Source organism: Acidobacteriota bacterium (genome assembly GCA_034211275.1).
In the GTDB taxonomy this organism is placed as follows: Bacteria; Acidobacteriota; Thermoanaerobaculia; order Multivoradales; family JAHZIX01; genus JAGQSE01.
The window spans coordinates 1-6676 of record JAXHTF010000277.1 but is presented as its reverse complement, the minus strand read 5'-3'; the positions used below and the strand labels follow the sequence as shown (position 1 = coordinate 6676).

Here is a 6676-nt window from a genome sequence, read left to right as displayed (position 1 = left end):
GTGAAAGTCGAGCCGCGCTGCGAGCGGCCCTTTTCCGCCGAATCTTCGTTCGAAAACCTCGCCGATACTCGCATCGCCTGCGGTTTTCCGGCCTTGATTCGGCGAAAAATCTCTCGCTCTCGCTGGCGTCTGACTTTCACCACGGGCTGCTAGGACGGTGGTCCGCTATTGAGCTCCCGCAATTGTGAGGATACCGGATTCCGATCCGAAAGCGAGAATTGCCGCCCTCGTCGGCCTCCGGCGGTAGTCAGAATCGCCAACGGACGGTATATTCAGCGACTCGGGCCACCGAAATCCGCTGGCGAGGCCTCGAAGCCTGCCGGCCCGCGCCCGGCCCCGGCCCCCCGCGGCCGCAACCGACAGCATCCGACTTGCCGCTTCTTCGATCGGTGATTTTTCGATAGGCCGCTCTCCAACGGGCGAGCCTTCGATTGGAGCCAGACCCATGAGCAATAGGGTAAAACCCCGTTTGTCCCGCGGCCTGCGGGACCTGCTGCCGGAGGAGATGATCCCCCGCCAGCGCATGATCGACACCGTTCGCCGGGTTTACGAGAGCTACGGCTTCTCCCCCATCAGCACCCCCGCCATCGAGTACCTCGACGTGCTCACCGGCAGCGCCGGCGAGGAGGCGGGGCAGAGCATCTTCCGGGTCAGCAATCCGGAGGAGGAGGAGCTCGGCCTGCGCTTCGACCTCACCGTTCCCCTGGCTCGGCTGATGGCCCAGCATCGGGATCTGCCGCGGCCCTTCCGCCGCTACCAGGTGGCGTCGGTGTGGCGCGCCGACAAGCCGGACAAGGGTCGCTTCCGGGAGTTCACCCAATTCGACCTGGACTCGGTGGGGGCGGTGTCGGAGATCGCCGACACGGAGATCATCGCCGGCATGTGCGACTCCCTCTCGGCGCTGCGGGTGGGAGGCTACCTGGTGCGCTACTCGAGCCGCGGCATCCTCAACTGCCTGCTGACCTTTGCGGACATCGAGCAGGGGCGCGCCGAGGACGTCTTCCGGGTCCTCGACAAGCTGGAGAAGATCGGCTTCGACAAGGTGCGCAAGGAGCTCACCACCGGCTATACCGACAGCTCCGGCGACGAGATTCGAGGCCTCGGTCTGGCCGAGGACCAGGTGGATCGCATCGCCCGCTTCCTCGAGGTGCGCTCGCCCCAGCGTTCCGAGGTGGTGGCGCAGCTGCGGGAGCTGTTCGCCGGGGTCGAAGGGGCGGAGGAGCAGATCGGCCTCGTCGAGCGCATCTCAAGCCATCTGGCGGCTCTGGGCTACGGCGATGATCGGGTCTCCTTGGACCTCTCCATCGCCCGCGGCTTGGCGTATTACACCGGGCCGGTCTTCGAAGCTCACCTCACCGACGCGCCGCAGTTCGGCTCGGTCTTCGGCGGCGGCCGTTATGACGATCTGGTGACCCGCTTCCTGGGGCAGAAGGTTCCAGCCACCGGCGCCTCCATGGGCGTCGACCGGTTGCTGGCGGCGCTGGTGCATTTGGGCAAGGCCGGCGGCCGGCGCACCACCGCCGACGTGCTGGTCTGCACCATGGACTCGTCGCTGACGGAGGAGTACCTGGCCATGGCCTACGAGCTGCGGCGGGCCGGCATCCCCGCGGAGATCTATCTCGGCAAGGCGCGCAATATCGGCAAGCAGATGAAGTACGCCGATCGTTGCGGCGTGCCCCTGGTGCTGCTCTACGGTGAGGACGAGAAGGCCCGGGGGATGGTGACGGTGAAAGATATGGAAGCCGGTCGCCAGGCCTCGGAGACGGTGGAGAAGCGGGAAGAGTGGATCGAGGAGCGGCCAGGGCAGCAGGAGATTCCGCGCTCTGAGCTGGTGCCCCGGTTGCGTGCCCTGCTGGCCCGCATCCGCAGCGGCGGCAGCGCTACGGACCTGCCGGAGGGAATGCTATGAGCCCCGGCGGTGATCTGCAGGGACCGGGCCCCCGGGAGCTGGTGCTCGACGGCTGCTCGTTGACCCTGGAGGCGCTGGTGCAGGCGGCGCGGGATCCGTCCATCCAGGTGCAATGTGCCCCCGAGGCCCTGGCCCGGGCGGAGCTGGGCTGGCGGCAGATCGAATCCATCGCCCATGGCTACTGCGAGGCGTTGAAGACCCTGGACGAAGGCTCTGCCGAGGGATCCGGAGGGCCCTCCAGCCGACCGGTGCAGGACTACGGCATCACCACCGGCTTCGGGGAGTTCAAGTCGGTACCGGTGAGTCCTTCGAGGCTCCAGGAGCTGCAGCGCAACATTCTCCTCAGCCACTCGGTGGGAGTGGGGGATACGGCCCACGCCGACGATCCGGCCAATTACTTTCCGGCGGAGGTGGTCCGGGGCGTGCTCATCACCCGCCTCAACTCCTTCCTCCAGGGCCATTCCGGGGTGCGGCCGGCGCTGGTGGAGGCGGTGGCGCGGATGATCAACCGGGGCATCGTGCCGCTGGTGCCGGTGCGCGGCTCGGTGGGCGCCAGCGGCGATCTCTGCCCTCTGGCCCACCTCTTCGCCGTGCTCCTGGGGGAGGGACGCTACTACCGGGTCGAGGCCCCCGGCGACCTCCACGGATGGCCTCGGGAGCCCCGTTCCGCCGCCGAGAATTTGGAGGCGGATCTGGGCATGGAGCCGCCGGCTCCCAGCTTCAAGGAAGGTCTGGCGCTGACCAACGGTACGAATTTTTCCACCACCGGTCTGGCCCTGGCGGTTCACGACGGTCTGCAGCTGGCGGCGGCGGCGGATCTCGCCTGCGCCCTCAGCCTGGAGGCGGTGTGTGGCTGTGCCCGCGCCTTGGATCCCCAGGTGCATGCCATCCGCGGCCACCGGGGGCAGCTGGACAGCGCCGCCAATCTGCGCGATCTGCTCACCGGCAGCCGCTTGCTGGACAAGGCCGGGGCGGTGCAGGACACCTACTCCCTGCGCTGTGCGCCGCAGGTCCACGGAGCCAGCCGAGACACCCTGGCCTTTTCCCGCATGATCGTCGAGCAGGAGCTCAACGCGGTCACCGACAACCCCCTTTTCTTTCCTGACGAGGAGGGTAGCGGCCACGCCGAGGAGCCTTGGGACTTCCATTTCCGGGACAATTGGCCGGACCACTACGATGGCTCCCGCCGCGCCTCGTATTCGGCGGGCAACTTCCACGGCCAGCCCATCGCCTTGGCGGCGGATTATCTGGCGGTGGGTTTGGCGGAGCTGGCGAATATCTCCGAGCGTCGCGGCCAGGTGCTGCTGGACGCCCACCACAACCGCAATCTGCCGGCCAATTTGATCCCCCGGCGGGGCGTCAATTCCGGGCTGATGATCGCCCAATATTGCGCCGCCAGCCTGGTGTCGGAGAATAAGGTGCTGGCCCACCCGGCGTCGGTGGACTCCATCCCCACCTCCTCCGGTACCGAGGATCACGTCTCCATGTCGTCCATTGCGGCGCGCAAGCTGCGCACGGTGCTGGGCAATGTCGAGGCGACCCTGGCCATCGAGTTGCTCATCGCCACTCAGGCGCTGGAGTGGCGGGTGGCCATGGGCTATCTGCCGGTTCCCGACGGCACCGCCGGCCATTCGTCGGCGCGCCCCGGAGATTGGGCGGCGGCGGAGGACGAGGCGGAGCGTTTCCGCCAGTGCACCGGTGCCGAGCACCATCCCCGCACCGCGGAAGATCTAGGCCAGGGCACGGCGGCGGCCTACCTCGAAATCCGCCGCTGGGTGCATCCGGTGACGGAAGACCGCCCCCTGGACGGCGACGTCCGCCGCCTGCGCCAGCTCATCGGCAGCGGCGAGCTGCTGGCGGCGGTGACGGAGGCTTTGGGGGAGCCGTTGCGCACGGCGGAAGCGCTGGCGGTGCCGGCGGGGGCGCCAACCCCCCGCTAGTTCATGTCGCCCCTGGTGGGGCGACACACCCTTTCCCCTCAGAAGACAGGTCTTCCCCTGGGAGTGCCGGCATCCTTGCCGGCTCCGGGGCGGGTGGGGGAGGCGTCCTCCCGGAGGGAGGCCGCTATAGAGTAGCGAGGGGTTTGAACCCCTCGCGGGGTGGAGATTTGCGACTTGCGACGGTTGCCCACGAGGGGTTTCAACCCCTCGCGTTCTCGATCCCCGCGCGGGGCTCAAGCGCTCGCTTCGGCGTCCTCTCGCTTCGACTCGGCGATGATCTTCTCCTGCACCAGCCGCGGCATTTCCTCGTAGTGGCTCAGCTCCATGTGGAAGCGGGAGCGGCCTTGAGTCATGGAGCGCAGGGCCTGGGCGTAGTCGAGCATCTCGGCCATGGGCACCACTGCCTTGATCAGCTGCTTGTCCCCCTGGACCTCCATGCCCTGGGGCCGGCCGCGGCGTTGGGAGAGGTCGCCCATGATGTCGCCCATGAACTCCTCTGAGGTGGTGATCTCCACCTGCATCATGGGCTCGATGAGGGTGGCGCCGGCCTTGGCCATGGCGTCCTTGAAGGCCAGCGAGCCGGCGACTTTGAAGGCCATTTCCGACGAATCCACGTCGTGGTACTGGCCGTCCAGCAGGCGCACCCGGAAGTCCACCACGGGATAGCCCGCCAGGTAGCCGCGGTGGCGGCTCTCCTGGATGCCTTTCTCCACCGCCGGGCGGTAGCCCTGAGGAATGGAGCCACCGAAGATCTCGTCCTTGAATTCGAATTCCTCGCCCCGGGGTAGGGGCTCGAGACGGATCTTGCAGTCGGCGAACTGGCCCCGGCCGCCGCTCTGCTTCTTGTGCCGTCCGTGGCCGTCGGCGCCGCGGCGGATGGTCTCGCGGTACGGGACCTTGGGCGGGTGCAGCACCACGTCGACGTTGAACCGGCTCTTGAGCTTGGCGACGGCGATCTCCACGTGCAGCTGACCGGTACCGGAGAGGAGGTACTCGGCGGTCTCCGGATCGCGGCCGCTCTGCAGTCGCACATCCTCTTCCATCAGCCGCTGCAGGGCCTCGCCGATCTTCTCCTCGTCGCCCTTGGACTTGGGCTCCACGGCGTAGGAGATGGCGGGCTCGCGCACCGGAATCCAGGCCAGCTTCACCGGCCGGTCCTTCGATCCCAAGGTGTCGCCGGTATGGGTGTGCTTGAGCTTGGCGACGCCGCCGATGTCACCGGCTACCAGCTTCTTGGTCGCCGTTCCCTGCTTGCCCTGGAGGGTGAACAAACCGGCGATCTTCTCCGATGCCTCGTGTTGGACGCTCCACACGGAGGAGTCCGCCTCCAGCGTGCCGCTGACCACCCGTAGGATGCTCACCTTGCCGGTGAAGGGGTCGCTGAGGGTCTTGAACACCAGCGCCGCGAGGGGCTCGTCGGGAGAGGTGCTGACCTCCACGTCGTCGCCGCCGACGTTGGTGGCGGGGAAGCTCTGCCGCTGGTCCGGCGACGGCGCCAGGTCCACCAGCACGTCCAGCAACGAGGAGATGCCGATGCCGTGGAGGCCGCAGCTCATGGTCATGGGGAAGATCTTGCGATCGAGGATGGCCTTGGGCAGCCCCGCCTCCAGGTCTTCCTGGCTCAGGGTGTCGTTCTCGAAGAAATGCTCCAGCAGCTCCTCGTCGGTTTCCGCCACCGCCTCGATGAGCTCATTGCGCCATTTGTCCACCCGCGGCTGGAGGTCCTCCGGAATGGGGATCTCCTTGCCCTTGCCGTCACCGTCCTTGGCGAATTCGTAGGCCTTGAGATGCACCAGGTCGACGATGCCGTGGAATTCGTGATCCTCGCCGATGGGCAGCTGAATCGGCAGCACGCCGCGGCCGCAGAGCTTCTCCAGGTCGTGGAGCACCCGCGCCAGGTCGGTGTTTTCGCGGTCGAGCTTGGTGAGGTGAAAGATCACCGGGGAGTCGAGGTCCGAGGCGTACTTCCACGACCGCTCGGTGGTCACCTCGACGCCGGAGACGGCGCTGACGCAGAGCAGAGTGGCGTCGGTGGCGCGGATGGCGGCGCGGGCTTCGGAGAAGAAGATGCCGTAGCCGGGGCAGTCGATGAGGTTGACTTTGTGTTTGCGCCAGGGAACGAAGCACGGGGCGAGGCCGATGGAGATGCCGCGGTTGACCTCTTCCGGATCGAAGTCGGTGATGGTGTTGCCGTCCTCGACCTTGTTCAGTCGGTTGCTGACCCCGCCGGTGTACAACAGAGCGCTGACCAAGGTGGTCTTGCCCGTATCGTTGTGTCCAGCGACAGCCAGGTTGCGTATTTCCGCGGGGCGATCGACCTGCATAGATGCGTGCCTCCTTGCGTGCCGGTTTTTGTGGGGCCTGAAATATAGCATAGCGGCGGAGCCTGGAGACCCGCTGGCCAGGGTGTTCGCGGTGAGAGCGCCTAGAACCCATTCCACGTTTGACCTGGGTTGGGACCGAGACCTAGAATGAGAGGCTCTTAGAGACTCGAAGAAAGAAGGATGATGAAGCCCCCTGCGTGCCGACACTGCCCCCAGCGGCTTTCGCTCCGGCTCCTTGAGGGGCTCGGCTGATGGCACATCGCATCCCCAGCAAATTGGGGCGTTACGAAGTGATGGAGGAGCTGGGCAAGGGCTCCATGGGCGTGGTGTACCTCGCCCGGGATCCGCTCATTGGCCGGCTCGTGGCGCTCAAGACCTTCCTGGCACCAGCAATATCTCCGTTTCCTGCGCGCTCAACGCCTGTACGCTGGCGAAACCACGCCATTGTTCGCCTCCCAGGCGGTGAATCACCCAGTGGGGCTGATGCGCCCATTGGCTTTGCA

4 protein-coding genes are annotated in these 6676 nt (G+C 66.7%); 3 read left to right on the top strand and 1 reads right to left on the bottom strand.

All coding sequences use genetic code 11. The features are described from left to right. The first annotated feature begins 445 nt into the window (after positions 1–445). Together hisS and SX243_24625 are read left to right on the top strand one after the other, a co-directional pair. On the top strand, positions 446–1909 hold the full coding sequence (gene hisS, locus SX243_24630) for a histidine--tRNA ligase (protein MDY7096174.1): 1464 nt from the start codon (positions 446–448) through the stop codon (positions 1907–1909). Then, positions 1906–3849 carry an aromatic amino acid lyase gene (locus tag SX243_24625; protein MDY7096173.1) on the top strand — a complete coding sequence of 648 codons (1944 nt, stop codon included), beginning with the start codon at positions 1906–1908 and terminating at the stop codon, positions 3847–3849. The genes hisS and SX243_24625 overlap by 4 nt, the downstream gene beginning before the upstream one ends. Before the next feature lie 233 nt (positions 3850–4082). On the opposite strand, the gene fusA is transcribed toward SX243_24625, so the two are convergent. Next, on the bottom strand, positions 4083–6173 hold the full coding sequence (gene fusA, locus SX243_24620) for an elongation factor G (GenBank protein MDY7096172.1): 2091 nt from the start codon (positions 6171–6173) through the stop codon (positions 4083–4085). A 251-nt stretch (positions 6174–6424) separates the two neighbouring features. On the opposite strand from fusA, the gene SX243_24615 reads away from it, so the two are divergent. Further along, positions 6425–6676: hypothetical protein (locus SX243_24615; GenBank protein ID MDY7096171.1), on the top strand; the 252-nt coding region annotated here is incomplete at its 3' end.

Bases quoted from the DNA above. Each gene is read 5' to 3' on its own strand.
- hisS (MDY7096174.1), top strand. From the start codon at position 446: ATGAGCAATAGGGTAAAACCCCGTTTGTCCCGCGGCCTGCGGGACCTG.
- SX243_24625 (MDY7096173.1), top strand. From the start codon at position 1,906: ATGAGCCCCGGCGGTGATCTGCAGGGACCGGGCCCCCGGGAGCTGGTG.
- fusA (MDY7096172.1), bottom strand. From the start codon at position 6,173: ATGCAGGTCGATCGCCCCGCGGAAATACGCAACCTGGCTGTCGCTGGA.